Origin of the sequence: Corynebacterium pollutisoli (genome assembly GCF_900177745.1) — a bacterium.
Lineage (GTDB): Bacteria > Actinomycetota > Actinomycetes > Mycobacteriales > Mycobacteriaceae > Corynebacterium > Corynebacterium pollutisoli.
The window spans coordinates 96,508-109,900 of the sequence record NZ_FXAR01000004.1 but is presented as its reverse complement, the minus strand read 5'-3'; the positions used below and the strand labels follow the sequence as shown (position 1 = coordinate 109,900).

14 protein-coding genes are annotated in these 13,393 nt (G+C 70.0%); 7 read left to right on the top strand and 7 right to left on the bottom strand.

Features of this window, described 5'->3' with window-relative positions:
- Window positions 1–471, top strand: coding sequence for a tRNA (cytidine(34)-2'-O)-methyltransferase (locus B9Y70_RS06795; RefSeq protein ID WP_085549512.1), 471 nt, complete (start codon window positions 1–3; stop codon window positions 469–471).
- Here B9Y70_RS06795 and B9Y70_RS06790 read toward each other — a convergent pair.
- Window positions 444–1,775, bottom strand: coding sequence for a PH domain-containing protein (locus B9Y70_RS06790; RefSeq protein ID WP_085549511.1), 1,332 nt, complete (start codon window positions 1,773–1,775; stop codon window positions 444–446). The genes B9Y70_RS06795 and B9Y70_RS06790 overlap by 28 nt on opposite strands.
- Complete coding sequence (locus tag B9Y70_RS06785) at window positions 1,772–2,221, bottom strand: PH domain-containing protein (RefSeq protein ID WP_085549510.1); 450 nt, start codon at window positions 2,219–2,221, stop codon at window positions 1,772–1,774. Before B9Y70_RS06785 ends, B9Y70_RS06790 begins: the two co-directional genes overlap by 4 nt.
- A 31-nt stretch (window positions 2,222–2,252) precedes the next feature.
- Between B9Y70_RS06785 and B9Y70_RS06780 the strand changes: the two genes are divergently transcribed.
- Window positions 2,253–2,459 carry a hypothetical protein gene (locus B9Y70_RS06780; protein ID WP_085549509.1) on the top strand — a complete coding sequence of 69 codons (207 nt, stop codon included), beginning with the start codon at window positions 2,253–2,255 and terminating at the stop codon, window positions 2,457–2,459.
- 15 nt (window positions 2,460–2,474) lie between these two features.
- On the opposite strand, the gene B9Y70_RS06775 is transcribed toward B9Y70_RS06780, so the two are convergent.
- Together B9Y70_RS06775 and B9Y70_RS06770 are read right to left on the bottom strand one after the other, a co-directional pair.
- On the bottom strand, window positions 2,475–3,005 hold the full coding sequence (locus B9Y70_RS06775) for a hypothetical protein (protein ID WP_085549508.1): 531 nt from the start codon (window positions 3,003–3,005) through the stop codon (window positions 2,475–2,477).
- 36 nt (window positions 3,006–3,041) lie between these two features.
- Complete coding sequence (locus B9Y70_RS06770) at window positions 3,042–6,182, bottom strand: error-prone DNA polymerase (RefSeq protein ID WP_420838435.1); 3,141 nt, start codon at window positions 6,180–6,182, stop codon at window positions 3,042–3,044.
- A gap of 112 nt (window positions 6,183–6,294) precedes the next feature.
- Here B9Y70_RS06770 and B9Y70_RS06765 point away from each other — a divergent pair, with 112 nt between their 5' ends.
- The 4 genes from B9Y70_RS06765 to B9Y70_RS06750 all read left to right on the top strand — a co-directional run bounded on the left by B9Y70_RS06765 (window position 6,295) and on the right by B9Y70_RS06750 (window position 10,055).
- Window positions 6,295–7,197 carry a MetQ/NlpA family ABC transporter substrate-binding protein gene (locus B9Y70_RS06765; RefSeq protein WP_085549506.1) on the top strand — a complete coding sequence of 301 codons (903 nt, stop codon included), beginning with the start codon at window positions 6,295–6,297 and terminating at the stop codon, window positions 7,195–7,197.
- Window positions 7,198–7,285: 88 nt separating this feature from the next.
- Complete coding sequence (locus B9Y70_RS06760; RefSeq protein ID WP_143337556.1) at window positions 7,286–8,341, top strand: methionine ABC transporter ATP-binding protein; 1,056 nt, start codon at window positions 7,286–7,288, stop codon at window positions 8,339–8,341.
- Complete coding sequence (locus B9Y70_RS06755; protein WP_085549505.1) at window positions 8,338–9,015, top strand: methionine ABC transporter permease; 678 nt, start codon at window positions 8,338–8,340, stop codon at window positions 9,013–9,015. Before B9Y70_RS06760 ends, B9Y70_RS06755 begins: the two co-directional genes overlap by 4 nt.
- Window positions 9,016–9,284: 269 nt before the next feature.
- The gene (locus B9Y70_RS06750) at window positions 9,285–10,055 is read left to right on the top strand and encodes an HAD family hydrolase (RefSeq protein WP_159449792.1); all 771 of its coding nucleotides are present in this window, start codon (window positions 9,285–9,287) and stop codon (window positions 10,053–10,055) included.
- On the opposite strand, the gene B9Y70_RS06745 is transcribed toward B9Y70_RS06750, so the two are convergent.
- Window positions 10,048–10,362: a hypothetical protein gene (locus tag B9Y70_RS06745; RefSeq protein WP_085549503.1), complete on the bottom strand. Its 315-nt coding sequence runs from the start codon at window positions 10,360–10,362 to the stop codon at window positions 10,048–10,050. The two genes, B9Y70_RS06750 and B9Y70_RS06745, sit on opposite strands and share 8 nt — an antisense overlap.
- Complete coding sequence (locus tag B9Y70_RS06740) at window positions 10,359–11,879, bottom strand: SulP family inorganic anion transporter (RefSeq protein WP_240309158.1); 1,521 nt, start codon at window positions 11,877–11,879, stop codon at window positions 10,359–10,361. The genes B9Y70_RS06745 and B9Y70_RS06740 overlap by 4 nt, the downstream gene beginning before the upstream one ends.
- A 121-nt stretch (window positions 11,880–12,000) precedes the next feature.
- Between B9Y70_RS06740 and B9Y70_RS06735 the strand changes: the two genes are divergently transcribed.
- Window positions 12,001–12,342, top strand: a complete 342-nt coding sequence (locus B9Y70_RS06735; RefSeq protein WP_085549638.1) for a MerR family transcriptional regulator — start codon at window positions 12,001–12,003, stop codon at window positions 12,340–12,342.
- A gap of 94 nt (window positions 12,343–12,436) precedes the next feature.
- Here the strand turns inward: B9Y70_RS06735 and B9Y70_RS06730 are convergent, their stop codons facing one another.
- A complete protein-coding gene (locus B9Y70_RS06730) occupies window positions 12,437–13,342 on the bottom strand; it encodes a sucrase ferredoxin (RefSeq protein WP_085549501.1) in 906 nt (301 codons plus the stop codon).
- Between the last annotated feature and the right edge of the window lie 51 nt (window positions 13,343–13,393).

Genomic DNA, 13,393 nt, shown 5'->3' with positions numbered 1-13,393 from the left:
ATGGCCCGACTGCACGTCATCTTCGATAATCCCGTCATTCCCCCGAACACGGGCAACGCGATCCGCATGTGCGCGGGCACCGGGGCGCATCTGCACCTCGTCGAACCGCTCGGCTTCGACCTCACGGAGAAACAACTGCGCCGCGCCGGCCTGGACTACCACGACCTCGCCGAGGTCACCGTCCATGCCTCCTTCGAGGAATGCTTATCGACGCTCCCCTCCTCCCGCATCTTCCCCTTCACCACCCGCGCCACCGTGTGGCACACCGACGTGGCGTGGCGCGCGGGTGACGCCCTGCTCTTCGGCACCGAGCCGACGGGCCTGCCGGAGGAGCACCTCGCCCATCCGCGCCTCGAACACGAGGTACGCATCCCCATGGTGCCGGGGCGACGCTCGATGAACCTCTCGAACTCGGCGGCCGTCGCGACGTATGAGGCGTGGCGTCAGCTGGGGTTCCCCGGCGGGGTGTAGGCGGGCAGACTGCGCTGACGCAGCCGGTTGAGCAGGGCGTGGCCGTCCTCCGGGGTGAGATCCTCGCCGGCCATGCGGACGGGCCCGGGGACGAGGTCGAAACGCACGGTGCACAGGCCGACGAGCTGCTGCAGGGGCCCGCGTGTAAGGGAGAGCTCCTGGATGTGGCTCGGGTGGATGATGCTGATCCGGCGGTTCAGACGTCCCTGCCGGGTGATCACGGCGTCCTCCCGCACCGTCACCGACTGCTGCCGCAGGTCGACGGGGGAGACCCACCGGGCTCGGTCCGGGGAGGTGAAGGTGGGGGCGTCGATAAGCGGGGCGGGGGCGATGACGGCGAGGAGGGCATCGGCCTGCCCGCGGGAGCCGACGGGCAGGACGGTGGTGGTCGCGGCGTTGCGGCCCGCGGTCACGCCGTACCCCGCGACGGACACGGAGATGAACCACCAGCCGGTCGCCCGCCACAGCAGCGGCTGGGTGAGGCGGACGCCGTGGATACGCTCCAGCGGGATGGACTGTCGCCGACGGTCCGCCAGACCGTAGGAGAGGTGGAGGGTGTCGTCGTCGAGACGCGCGGTGAAACGCCAGGCCCGGTCGATCTGATTCCAGATGACCGGCACGAAACCGAAGAGGACCGGCACGAGCGTGGCCCAGCTCAGCGGGGAGAGCAGGATCGCGACGACCGCGACGACACCGCCGATGCTGCTCCCCTGCAGGGCGGCGGCGGCCAGGGAACGACCGATGGGGATCTCCGGGACGATGGCCCGCCCGGGCTCCGGCTGCACGGGGGCAGGAGTGTCAGGGGCGTCAGGGGTGTCAGGGGTGCGGCGGGCGCGGGCCAGCACCTCCCGGCGGACGGCATCGGCCTCCGCCTTCGGCAGGTAGGCGATCTCGATGACGGAGTTGCCGCCGCCGGCGGTCTCCACGCGGACGGCCGCGAGCCCGAAGAGGCGCGCGATGACGGACTCCACGACGTCGACCGCCTGGATGCGGTCGTAGCGGGCCGTGCGCAGATTCCGGCTCAGGACGCCGTGGCGCAGGGAGACCTCCTCGTCGTCGAGGCGGAACCCCATCGCCCTCCACCACACCTGGGAGGCGAACCACACCAGGGCGCAGGCCAGCCCGAAGGCACCCGCCGCACCGAGGAGCGGGAGAAACTGCCCCTGCTCCAACCAGGTCCAGGCGCGGGTGAGCACCGTGAGGTTGATGTTGACCGCCACCACCGCCAGCACGGCGAGGATGACCGTCCAGAACTTCAACAGCGGGGTGAGACGGTGGACCGGGCGGAACTCCGCGGCGCTCACAGCCCGCTCATCCTCTCCCGGGCCTGGACAGCCAGGCGGTCACGCAGCGCGTCGGCGGTATCCGCGGGCAGGCCCTGCACCGTCGCATCCGAGGACGCCGACGCCGTGTGCAGCTTAAGCGTCTTCATCCCCAGCGCCCGCTCGATCGGCCCGGCGCTGACGTCGACGAACTGGATACGGCCGTAGGGCACGACGGTGAACGTGTGCCACAGCCTCCCCTTGGTGATGAGCAGCTCATCCTCCGTCTCCTGCCACCCCAGCAGCTTCACCTGCGCCGGGATGAGCCAGACCTGCCACGCCAGGAGGACACCGAACGCCGCCGCCCCGATCCCCCACCACGTGCTCTGCCACCACGCCAGCACCGCGCACCCGAGGAGCGGAACAATGAGCCAGGGCAGACGGCCCAGGTAACGGGCGGTGGTCAGTTTCGGGGAGACGGGATTCACGGCCCCCACCTTAGTGACTACGCTGACCGGTGTGATCGCCCTCGAGTACCTCCAGTCCAAGATTCCCACCGGCGCGACCATCGCCGTCATCATCGCCTTCGTGTCCACGCTGATGACCCGCGAGATGCCGCTGGACATCTTCGACATCCTCTTCTTCCTCGGCGTATGGCTGGCCGGTACCATCGCCGCCGCCGTGCTGCTCGCGGTCTTCGAGATGGTCCGCGACCGCTGGCTCTAGGACGGCAGCCCCCGATTACAACCCCTCGTCGTCTCGGTGGACCTCGTAGGTGCCCACCCGGGACCAGCCGGGTGAGGTGAATGGGTGGTTCCGCCAATCGGCGCCGTACGCCCTGAGGTGCTCGATGCCGTCGCGGCAGTAGTAGCCGACGGACACGGACGAGATGTCCTGGGCCACCCGCTTCTTGGCTCCGAGGAAGATGGCGGCATTGAACTCGGCGGAGGGTTCGTCGCCGCGGCCGAAGACGACCTTGAGGAATCCCGCGACGTCCTCCTCCACCTTCTCCATGGCGGAGGCGAAGGTGGTGCGGAGTTCCCGGGTGAGCCAGTTCTCGTAACGCTGCTGGTCATAGACCTCGCCGGTGGGCAGTTCGCCGGCGGGGAACAGTTCGGTGGACAGGTGGTCGGCCTGCACCCCGACGAGCCGGTGGGCCTCGGCCCGGGACAGGTCGCACTCCCGGATGAGTGCCGCGATGACGTCGTCGACGGTGGCGGCGCGGGCGATGTCCTCGGCAATCTGGTCAAGTCTCCCCTGCGATGTACTCATGCCCTCAATTGTAGGCCGCACACATCTGACGAGTCCTCAGTGGAAGTCCCGCGACCCCCTGCTCAGCCACTCCCCCAGCACCAGGGGCTCGAGGTGGTCGGCCACGACCGTCACCGCCCCGGAGGCGTTCTGCACGATTCCGCGCACCACCAGGGCTTTCGACGTCCGCGCCACCACCCGCTGCCGGTTCCACAGGCCGACGGAGACCATGACGTTGAGCAGCCCCGTCTCGTCCTCCATGCCGAGGAAGGTCAGCCCGGAGGCGGTACCCGGTCGCTGCCGGTGGGTGACCACCCCGGCGACCCGCACCCGGGTGCCGTCGGGCACCGACCGGAGGGCGGAGGCGGAGAGGACGCCGGCGTCGACAAGCGAGGCCCGCAGCATCTCCATCGGCTGCCGGTCGTGGGTGACACCGGTGGCGGCGATGTCGGCGACCATGAGCTCGAAGGCGTTCATGCCGGGCAGCGCCGGGGCGTCTATGGCGGACAGCCCCGGCAGCATGCCGGCCTTCTCGGTGGCGGCGACCCCCGCCTGCCACAGCGCCTGCCGACGGTCCACGTCGAAGCACTCCAGCGCCCCCGCCCGGGCCAGGGCCTCGACGTGCGCCACGGTGAGGTCGGCCCGGCGCGCCAGGTCGGGGATCCCGCTGAAGGGGGCGGCGGCCTCGATGCGCGCGGCGGCGTCCGCCCCCAGCCCCGTGACGAGCCCCAGCCCGACCCGGATCCGGCCGTCGACGACGCGGGCCTCCTTCCCGGACTCCTGCACGTCGACGGGCAGGATCTCCACCCCGTGGCGACGCGCATCCTGGATGAGCGACTGCGGGGAGTAGAAACCCATCGGCTGGGCGCGCAGCAGGCCGACGCAGAACTCCGCCGGGTAGTGGTGCTTGAACCAGGCGGAGAAGTACACCAGCGACGCGAAGGACTGCGAGTGGGACTCCGGGAAACCGTAGGCGGCGAAGGCGACGATCTTGTTCCACAGCTTCTCCGCGGTCTCCTCCGGGATGCCGTTGGCCTCCCACACCCCGCGGAAGAAGCGGTCCTTGAGCGCCGCCATCCGCGCCGGGGAACGTTTCGAGCCCATGGCGCGGCGCAGGGAGTCGGCCTCCGCGCCGGAGAAGCCGGCGGCGTCGACGGCGATCTGCATGAGCTGCTCCTGGAACAGCGGGATACCCAGTGTCTTGCCCAGGGACTTCTCCAGGACGGGGTGGTCGTAGGTGATCTCCTCCTTCCCGGCGCGGCGCCGCAGGTAGGGGTGCACGGAACCGCCCTGGATGGGGCCGGGGCGGATGAGGGCGACCTCGACGACGAGGTCGAAGAAGCACCGCGGGCGCAGGCGCGGCAGGGTCGACAGCTGGGCGCGGGACTCCACCTGGAACACGCCGACGGCGTCGGCCCGGCACAGCATGTCGTACACCCCGGGGTCGGCGAGGTCGAGTTCCCACAGGTGGATGCGCTGACCGTGCTGCTCCTCGACGAGGTCGATCATGTGGTGCAGCGCCTCGAGCATGCCGAGCCCGAGGAGGTCGAATTTCACCAACCCGGCGGAGGCGCAGTCGTCCTTGTCCCACTGCACGACGGAACGTTTCTCCATCCGCGCCCACTCGACGGGCACGACGTCGGCGATGGGCCGGTCGCAGATGACCATGCCCCCGGAGTGGATCCCCAGGTGCCGGGGCTGCCCCTTGAACTGCGCGGCCAGCGCGACCACGTCGGCGGGCGGTTCGGCGGTGCCCCTGCTCCACGCGTCGACCGCGCCCGGCGGGTGGCCGAGGGACCGGGCGGCGTCGCGCAGCGCCCCTTTCGTGCGGTAGGTGATGACGTTGGCCACCTGCGCCGCCTTGTCCCGGCCGTGGCGGTCGAAGACGTACTGGATGACCTCCTCGCGGCGCCCGGACTCGATGTCGATGTCGATGTCCGGCGGGCCGTCCCGGTCGGGTGAGAGGAACCTCTCGAACAGCAGGCCCGCGGAGATCGGCTCCGCGTTGGTGATGCCCAGGGCGAAACACACCGCCGAGTTCGCCGCCGAACCGCGCCCCTGGCACAGGATGTCGTTGTCCCGGCAGAAGTCGACGAGGTCCATGACGATGAGGAAGTACCCGGGGAAGTTGAGCCCCTCGATGACGGCCAGCTCGTGCTCGATCTGCTCCGCGGCCCGGGCCCGGATCTCATCCGGCCGGGATGCGTATCGACGCCCCGCCCGCTCCCGCGTCACCTCCGCCAGCCAGGTCATCTCCGTGTGCCCGGCCGGGGTGGGGAAATCCGGCAGGTCCGGGGCCACGAGGTCGAGGGTGAACGCGCACTCGCGGGCCAGGTCGAGGGTGGCGGTAATGAGCTCCGGCCGGTCCGGCAGCAGGCCGGCCATCTGCTCCCCGGAACGCATCCAGGGCGCGCCCATGGGGTGCAGGTCCGGTTCCGCGTCCCCCAGCGACAGGCGGCGGGCCAGGGCGCGTTTCGCCCCGGCCAGGCGGGCCCGGTCCCGGGTGGCGGCGGCCGGCAGCGCGGTGGCGACCGCCCGTAGACCATGCCGTCTACAGCCGTCGAGTTTCTCGTGATGATCGGCATCCTCCGGCGTCATCGTCACCGCGTACTCGAGCACGACATCCCCGACCCCGAACGCCTCGATCACCTGGTCGATATCGTCCGCCCACTCATGCCCGGCGAGCACCACACAGTGCCCGCCCAGCGCCTCCGCGACACCGGGCAGCGGCGGGTAGGCCACCTCACCCTTCACCCCGGTGGACATGTGGGCGTCCGCCATGAGGTGCGACAGGCGCCGGTACCCTTCCGGGCCGCGCGCCAGGACCGGCAGCACCCGCTCCCCCAGACTCAGCTCCGCGCCGAACACCGTGGGCAGATCCGCCTCCGCCGCGGCCTCGGCGAACTTCACCGCCCCGTAGAATCCGTCGCGGTCCACCAGCGCCAATGCACTCAGCCCCAGCTCCACCGCCCGCTCCACGAGCGACTCCGGATCACTCGCCCCGCCGAGAAAACTGTAGGAGCTCACGGCGTGGAGCTCGGCGAACGCGACGGCGGGCGGGGGACTGACGGGACGTCGACAAGCATCCCCGCCCCGATGATCAACGGGGACGGGCGTGGGGCCGGGACGGCCGGAGAGGATGCGCTCCAGCCGCGACCAGTTGAGGGGCGCGCCACCGTTGAATCTCATGGGCCACAATCTACCGCGAATCGAACACCCGTGCCAAGCATGGCCTCCCACCGGCTAGACAGAGCGGTACGCCTGGTGCTAGGTTGTGCAACCAGCAGATCAACACGTAAGGACAAACACCATGACTCTCCGTCGTATCTTCGCCGGCGCCGCAGCCGCCGCCATCGCCTCCGTGGGCCTCGTCGCCTGCGGCAACGACTCCGCCGACGACACCGCCGCCGACGGCACCACCACCGCCGCCGCCTCCGGCGAGACCGTCCGCATCGGCACCACCGACGCCAACCTCAAGGAGTGGGACGTCTTCGCCGACCTCGTCGAGGAAGAGGGCATCGACATCGAGATCGTGCCGTTCTCCGACTACAACACCCCGAACGACGCCCTCGCCCAGGGCCAGATCGACGTCAACAAGTTCCAGCACCTCAAGTTCCTCGCCTCCTACAACGAGGGTGCCGGCGAGGAGCTCGTCCCCTACGCCTCCACCGAGATCTACCCGCTGGCACTGTTCTGGCAGGGCCACGACAGCCTCGACGGCATCGAGGGCGAGGAGGTCGCGATCCCGAACGACGCCACCAACCAGGGCCGCGCCATCAACGTCCTCGTCCAGGCCGGCCTGGTCACCCTCAAGGAGGAGGGCCTGCTCGACCCGGCCCCCGCCGACATCGACACCGAAGCCTCGCAGGTCCAGGTCATCGCCGTCGACGCCGCACAGACCACCACCGTCTTCCACGAGGGCCGCCCCGCCGTCATCAACAACTCCTTCCTGGAGCGCGCCGGCATCGACCCGCTCGACGCCATCTTCCAGGACGACCCGGACAACGAGGAGGCCGAGCCGTACATCAACGTCTGGGTGACCACCCCGGACAAGGCCGACGACGAGACCCTCAACCGCCTCGCCGAGATCTGGAAGGACCAGGCCGTCACCGACGCCATCATGGAGTCCTCCGGCAACACCGCCGTCACCGTCGAGCGCCCCGCCGAGGATCTCACCGAGATCATGGAGCGCCTCGCAGCCGGCGAGCAGTAAGCCCCACCCCATGCCTACCCCGTCGCCTGCCCGCGGCGGGGTTTAGCATTTACACCGACCCATCCCCTCCCAGAACGGCCCCGCACCCGTGTCCGACACCGCATCCCCCATCCGGCCGCGTACCGGAACCCGCATCGAGTTCCGCGATGTGACCAAGGTCTTCACCAACCAGAAGAAGACCGAGACCCGCGCCGTCGACGGCGTCACCCTCACCGTCGAACCCGGCGAGATCCTCGGCGTCATCGGCTACTCCGGCGCCGGCAAGTCGACCCTCGTCCGCCTCATCAACGGGCTGGACTCCACGACCTCCGGACAACTGCTTCTCGACGGCACCGACGTCGTCGGCCTCCCCGAGTCCAAGCTGCGCTCCATCCGGCGGGGCATCGGCATGATCTTCCAGCAGTTCAACCTCTTCCACTCCCGCACCGCCGCCGGCAACATCGCCTACCCCCTGGAACTGGCCGGCATGCCCAAGGCGGAACGGAAGAAGCGCGTCGCCGAACTCCTCGACTTCGTCGGACTGTCCGACAAGGGCAACAACTACCCGGAGCAGCTCTCCGGAGGCCAGAAGCAGCGCGTCGGCATCGCCCGCGCCCTGGCCACCAACCCGCGCCTCCTCCTCGCCGACGAGGCCACCTCCGCGCTCGACCCGGAGACCACCCACGACGTGCTCAACCTCCTGCGGGAGATCAACCGCGACCTGGGCATCACCATCGTCGTCATCACCCACGAGATGGACGTGGTCCGCGCCATCGCCGACAAGGTCGCCGTCATGGAGGCCGGCAAGGTCGTCGAGTACGGCAGCGTCTACGAGGTGTTCTCCCACCCGCAGACCAAGGTCGCCCAGCGCTTCGTCTCCACCTCGCTGCGCAACACCCCCGACCTCGTCGAGGCCGAGGACCTCCTCGCCCACGACGGCCGCCTGTTCACCATCAACCTCACCGAGGACTCCGGCTTCTTCACCGCCGCAGCCGCCGCCCGCGAGGACGGACTGGGCATCAGCATCGTCCACGGCGGCGTGACCACCCTGCAGCGCCAGTCCTTCGGCAAGATGACCGTCCGCCTCACCGGCCCGGACGCGGCGATCGACCGGTTCCGCGACACGCTGTCCCGCACCACCGATATCGAGGAGATCACGCGATGACCACCACCCACCTCGCGGCCGACTGGAACCGCCTCGGCGGCACCTTCATCGACGCCATCGGCGACACCCTCGTCATGGTGTCGCTGACGATGATCTTCGGCGGCATCGGCGGCCTGCTCATCGGCCTGCTGCTCTACACCTCCCGCGCCGGCGGCATCCTGCAGTCGAAGCCGATCTACTGGGTCCTCAACGTCCTGGTCAACTTCGTCCGCCCCATCCCCTTCATCATCCTCATCGCGATGCTCGCGCCGGTGACACTCCAGTTCATCGGCACCACCATCGGACGGTCCGCGGCGACCTTCGTCATGTGCATCGCCGCCGCCTTCGCCGTGGCCCGCATCGTCGAGCAGAACCTCGTGGCCATCGACCCCGGCGTCATCGAGGCCGCCCGCGCCATGGGCGCGAGCCCCTGGCGGATCATCCGCACCGTGATCATCCCGGAGGCCCTCGGCCCGCTGGTCCTGGGCTACACCTTCATCTTCATCGCCGTCGTCGACATGTCCGCCATGGCCGGCTACATCGGCGGCGGCGGCCTGGGTGACTTCGCCATCGTCTACGGCTACCGCGCCTACGACTACGAGGTCACCTACGCGGCGGTCATCGTCATCGTCATCATCGTCCAGCTCGCCCAGCTCTTCGGCAACTGGCTCTCGCGGAGGATCATGCGCCGCTGACGCGTCTCCTTCCGCTGCAGCCCCCGACCCTCGCCGGTCGGGGGTTGTCGCGTCTCCGGGGTGGGTAGCGTGCGGGTACCTGCCCTATCGCCCCTGTCGAGTACACGTCACCACGGGTGTTCCGGGGCGGACGGTGGGGGTATGAATGCAGCGGGTCGACGCCCGCGTTGTGGCGTACTCCGATGTGCCGGGGTGCCCGCCGTTTCCCCAGGTTGCGTTCCACCGGCGAACACATCGGGGTACGTGAGAACGCGGCTACGCTCGGAGGCATGAAGATCGCCGCCTTCGACATCGACGGAACCCTCCTGTTCCCCGACGGCATCGCCGCCGCGGACGTCGCCGCCATCCGCGCCTGGCAGGACGCCGGCCATCTGGCCGTCGCGGCGACCGGCAAATCCCTTTCCGCGCTACGCCAGGCCCTCGAACCCCACGGCCTGGTCTTCGACTACTCGGTGGTGTTCACCGGGGCCGGCGTGGCGGACCGGGCCGGGAACTACCTGTTCTCCCGGACGGTGCCCACGGGCAGCCTCCACGACATCCTCACCCCGCTGCTCGGAGACCCCACCGTCGCCGTCTACGCCACCACCCTCCACGGCCCGGACGTCCTCCTCTCGGAGCAGCCCGCCCGGCTCACCGGCACGATCCTGCGCGAGTGGGAGCGGAGGGATCTGGCGGAGCTCGCGGACCACGACGTCGCCTGCCTCCCCGTGTGGGTGCCGGACAACCCCTCCCGCCAGCGGCAGCTGCGGGAGGACATCCTCGCCGCCTGCCCGGACGTGGCGGTGCACATCAACCGCACCTTCCTCGACATCGTGCCGGCGGGTGTGGACAAGGCCACGGGCATCGCGGAGGTGATCGCGGATCTGGGGCTGCCGCGGGAGGAGGTGCGGCTCTACTCCTTCGGTGACTCCTGGAACGACCTGGCCCTGCACGCCGGGGCCGACCGTTCCTACGCCTTCGGTTGGTCCCCCGACGAGGTCATGGACGCCGCGGACGAGGTCCTCGAGTCCGTCGCCCCGACGCTGCGTCGCCTCACCTGAGCCGCTCGGCGGCCTCGGCGGCCTCCTCGAGCGCCTCGCGTCCGCCAGCGGTGTAGGCCTCCCAGTCGCGGCCGGTGCCACCGGGGGCCTGCCAGCGGGTGAGCAGTTCCGTGATGTCCGCGTCACCCCGGCGGAGGGCCCGCGCCAGTTCCCCGAGTGCCGCGGTGGCCCCCTCGTGGTACTTGAAGGCGGGGAAGCTGCGCCCGGCGCGTCCCAGGGCGCAGGCGGAGGCGTTGCCGGACAACTCGGCCATGGCGGCGGCCGCCTGCTGGCGGCGCTGCGTCACCCAGGTGGGGAAGTCGCTCATGCCCCCAGTTTGCCGGAGAGCCGGTCGAGGCGGTACTTGCTCTGGCCGTCGAGGCCGATGATGTCGACGATCTTGCCGCGGGCCTGGAACTTCTGCTGGATGGCGTCGAGGGTGGCCACGGTGGAGGCGTCCCACACCTCGGCCTGGGAGAGATCGATGACGATGTGGCGGGCGGTGTCGTGGTAGTCGAACCGGTAGACGAGGTCGTTGGAGGAGGCCCAGAACAGCTGGCCGGTGACGCGGTAGGTGCGGATGTCGACCTGTCCGTCGTCGTCGACGTCGACCTCGCGGACCTTCTCGATCTCCACCATGTGGGCGACGCGGCGGGCGAACATGATCATGGCGGTGAGCACGCCGCCGATGACGCCGACGGCGAGGTTGTGGGTGGTCAGCGTCGCGACGACGGTGACCAGCATGACGAGGGTCTCGCTGCGCGGCATGAGCTGCAGGGTCCGCGGGTGGAGGGAGTGCCAGTCGATGGTGCCCAGGGCCACGAGCACCATGATCGCCACGAGGGCGGCCATGGGGATGAGGCCGACGATGTCGCCGAGGGCGACGACGAAGATGAGGAGGAATACGCCGGAGAGGAGCGTCGACAAGCGGGTGCGGGCGCCGGCCTCGCGGACGTTGATCATGGTCTGGCCGATCATGGCGCAGCCGCCCATGCCGCCGAAGGCACCGGTGACGAGGTTGGCCACGCCCTGGCCCCAGCTCTCGCGGGTCTTGTCGGAGTGGGCGTCGGTGATGTCGTCGACGAGCTTGGCGGTCATGAGGGACTCCATGAGTCCGACGAGCGCCATGGCGAAGGCGTAGGGGGCGATGATCTGCAGGGTCTCCAGGGTGAGCGGCACCGCCGGGACGAAGAGTTCGGGCAGCGAGCTGGGCAGTTCGCCCTGGTCGGCGACGTCCGGGACGGACCAGCCGGTGAGCACCACGAGGGCGGTGAGGACGACGATGGTCACCAGCGGGGCGGGCACCACGGTGGTCAGCCGCGGGAAGCCGAGCATGATGACGATGCCGAGGGCGAACAGCGGGTACACCAGCCACGGCACGTCCCACAGGTGGGTGAGCTGGGCCATGAGCACGAGGATTCCGAGGGCGTTGACGAAGCCGGTCATCACCGACCGCGGGATGAAGCGCATGAGCTTGGCGACGCCGAGCACCGCCATCGCGATCTGGATGACACCGGCGAGCAGCACCGTGGCGATGAAGTGGTCGTAACCGTGGTCGCGCATGACCGGCGCGATGACCAGGGCGACGGCGCCGGTGGCGGCGGAGATCATCGCCGGGCGGCCGCCGGTGAAGGCGATGGTGACGGCCATGGTCACCGACGCGAAGAGACCGACGCGGGGGTCGACGCCGGCGAGGATGGAGAACGCGATCGCCTCGGGGATGAGTGCGAGCGCGACGACGAGCCCGCCGAGCACCTCGGTGCGCAGGCGGGTCGGGGAGGAGAAGGCGTGCCGGAAGGACGCCACGACGCCGGTGGGCGCCGCTTCCTGGACGGGGTGGGACACGGGCTGCTCCCTTGCCGGGGATGAGGGGAGGATACGGTGGTGGTGACCACCGGAGAACGAAACCTACCGTAACGGTAGAGTTTCGGGCCGACAAACCGAAGGGGCGCACGTGGACGAGGGCATGAAGATCGGCGAGGTCGCCGAGCGCACCGGGTTGTCCATCCGTTCGCTGCGCCACTACGACGAGGTCGGCGTCGTCTCCCCCTCCGGCAAGACCCCCGGCGGTTTCCGCCTCTACTCGGAGCGCGACGTCGAGCGCATCCTGCTGGTGCGCCGCATGAAGCCGCTGCAGTTCACGCTCGAGGAGATGAAGGAGTTCCTCGACGCCGCCGAGCACCCCGCCTCCCCCGCCGCGCGCGCCACCATCGAGCGGGTCCACGATGACGCCCGCGCCCGCCTGGCCAAGCTGCGCCAGCGGGTGTCGTACGCGGAGGAGTTCCTCGACATCATCGAGGGGCTGTAGGGAGCGCCGGCAACAGGGTATTCCACGTCGGGCATTCATCGCGTGGCGGCCGCGGACCACCCGTCTTCTGCCCGTAGTGAAATACCCCCGACCCCTACTCCCGGTCGGCCCATCCGAGGTCGGCCCGGTCCGCGCGGACGTCGGCGGCCACCCACACCCGGCCGGTCTTGGGGGCGTCACCGCAGGAGGAGACGACACCCTCGACGTCGCGCTGTTCGAGCGTGACGTGCCAGGAGCGGCCGTCGGCGTGCACCACGACGACCCCCTCGTCCGACTCGAGCACCGCCAGTTCGCCGAAGAACAGCTGCTCCCCCGCCGTCAGCAGCTCGCGGGCGACGGCCAGTTCGGCGACCTGCCCGCGGGGCCCGTGCAGTCCGCGCCCGCGGTTGCCGGGGTGGAAGTACTCGCCGCGCAACGCCGCGCGCACCAGCGCGTCCCCGGCCTCCTCGTTGAGGCGGCCGTAGCTGTAGCCCCACGGCATGAGCAGCACGGACGGCGCGAAGCGGTGACCCTTGGTGTGCGAGGTCTCCCACACCACCGTCCCCGGGTGGCGCTCCGACAGGGCGGCCGCCAGCGGGCGGCCCTTGAGGGCGCAGCACACGTCGCGCTTGCCGTGGGTGCAGACGAGGACGAGCGGGGCGTCTATAAGCTCCGCGTTGTTGCGGCCCGGGCCGCTGAGATCGAGGTCGAGGATGGCCTCCGGCCCGTCGACCATGAGCTTCTCGACGCGCGCCTCCTCCGCGAACACCAGGAACAGGTGGTGGCTGGTGATGCGACGGCCGTCGCGGCCGGGGTGGCGGATGAGCTGCAGCCCGGCGTCCTTGCCCAGCTTGCTCTTGAGCCGGGCGGTGAGCTCCTCGCCGAAGACGCCGCCGTCGAGGACGTCGCGGCTCCAGCCGTGGGGCCATTCGAGGATGACGTAGACGCGTTCCTGCTTCGCGGAGCCGGGCAGCGGTTCGCCGGTCACGTCGGAGCAGCGGAGGTCGGCAGCTTCAGTCATGCCCCCAGCCTAGCGATGTGTACCACAGGCCCCGCCAGTCACCCGGCGACA

Coding starts and splice junctions, on each gene's coding strand:
- B9Y70_RS06795 (WP_085549512.1), top strand. CDS start 1: ATGGCCCGACTGCACGTCATCTTCGATAATCCCGTCATTCCCCCGAAC.
- B9Y70_RS06775 (WP_085549508.1), bottom strand. CDS start 3,005: ATGAGTACATCGCAGGGGAGACTTGACCAGATTGCCGAGGACATCGCC.
- B9Y70_RS06765 (WP_085549506.1), top strand. CDS start 6,295: ATGACTCTCCGTCGTATCTTCGCCGGCGCCGCAGCCGCCGCCATCGCC.
- B9Y70_RS06755 (WP_085549505.1), top strand. CDS start 8,338: ATGACCACCACCCACCTCGCGGCCGACTGGAACCGCCTCGGCGGCACC.
- B9Y70_RS06750 (WP_159449792.1), top strand. CDS start 9,285: ATGAAGATCGCCGCCTTCGACATCGACGGAACCCTCCTGTTCCCCGAC.
- B9Y70_RS06745 (WP_085549503.1), bottom strand. CDS start 10,362: ATGAGCGACTTCCCCACCTGGGTGACGCAGCGCCGCCAGCAGGCGGCC.
- B9Y70_RS06735 (WP_085549638.1), top strand. CDS start 12,001: ATGAAGATCGGCGAGGTCGCCGAGCGCACCGGGTTGTCCATCCGTTCG.
- B9Y70_RS06730 (WP_085549501.1), bottom strand. CDS start 13,342: ATGACTGAAGCTGCCGACCTCCGCTGCTCCGACGTGACCGGCGAACCG.